The 1161-nt window shown below is 66.5% G+C and carries 2 protein-coding genes; both read right to left on the reverse strand.

The window, feature by feature from the left end; genetic code table 11:
* The coding region (locus ACFY01_RS46755; RefSeq protein WP_390741884.1) for a transposase at positions 1–590 on the reverse strand (590 nt) is incomplete at its 3' end.
* Positions 587–1135, reverse strand: coding sequence for a winged helix-turn-helix domain-containing protein (locus tag ACFY01_RS46760; protein WP_390741885.1), 549 nt, complete (start codon positions 1133–1135; stop codon positions 587–589). The genes ACFY01_RS46760 and ACFY01_RS46755, both read right to left, overlap by 4 nt.
* Positions 1136–1161 lie beyond the last annotated feature (26 nt).

Genomic DNA, 1161 nt, shown 5'->3' on the forward strand with positions numbered 1-1161 from the left:
TACTGATCTTTTCGTAAGTTCGGTTGGTGTGGTGGGTGGATGGTCAGGCCGATATGGGCGAGGAATGACCATGGAAGTCGGGGGTTGGCGTTGATGCGGTGGATGCCTTGCTCGGTGGCGTCGGCGACATCGGCGAGGTGGTCGCCGGCGAGGTTGGCGAGTTCACGCTTCTTGAGTGAGGACCACAGCAGTTCCACCGGGTTCAGCTCGGGAGCGTAGGCGGGTAATCGTTCCAGGGTGAGCCACTCCTGTTCGGCGACCCAGGCCCGCATCGCCCGGCTCCAGTGGGCCGACAGGCCGTCCCAGACCAGGACCACTCGCTCGCCGCGGTAGAACACCTTCATCTGCTCCAGGACCTCGATGAGTCCGGCGGTGTCGTAGCTGCCGGGCTTGAGGTGGAAGCACAGGCGGGCCCCGCGATCGGGGTCGGTGGAGTGGTAGCCCAAGGCCCCGGCCATCGACGCACGCTTCCAGTTCAGGCGGTGCCGCAGGAGCGGAGTCCGCCCTCGGGGCGAGTAGGTGCGGCGGATCTGAGGGAGCAGGGAGACGCCTGATTCGTCGAGGAAGACGATCCAGGCACGTGTGTTCACGGCCCCTTTTTGATGCGCGGCCACTCGTGCGCGATCCAGCGGGCGATCTCCGATTCGTCCCGCTCGACCGCCCGCCGCTCGGGCCGTTGCAGGCTCCATCCGAGCCGGCCGGTCAGCAGCCGCCATACCGACGCCCTCGACAACACCACTCCTGTTGTCCGGGTGACGACCGCGCCGACTCGTTCCAGGGTCCACAGGTCGGCCTCGAAACCATGGGCCTGGGCACCTTGCTCCAACGCGGTCCGGACCATCTCGACCTGGGTGTCGTCCAGCTTGGGCGGGCGTCCGGTGGCTGCCCGTCGCCGCAGGGCCGAAGTACCGCCTTGCTCCCACACCCGCCGCCAACGCCGCACACTCTCGGCGCACACCCCCACCGCCCCCGCGATCTCCGCATTCGAGACGCCGTCCTCGAACAACTCGACTGCCCGAACACGACGCGCCTCCGCCAACTGAGGTCGAGACAAAGGAGGAAGGGAGGAGCCGGCAACCGAAGGAGAAGGTTGGTAAGCCACGCCGACAGCCTCCCATCGACAAGCCCACCACACCCACCGAACTTACGAAAAGATCAGTA

The organism is Streptomyces sp. NPDC001480 (assembly GCF_042894725.1).
Lineage (GTDB): Bacteria > Actinomycetota > Actinomycetes > Streptomycetales > Streptomycetaceae > Streptomyces.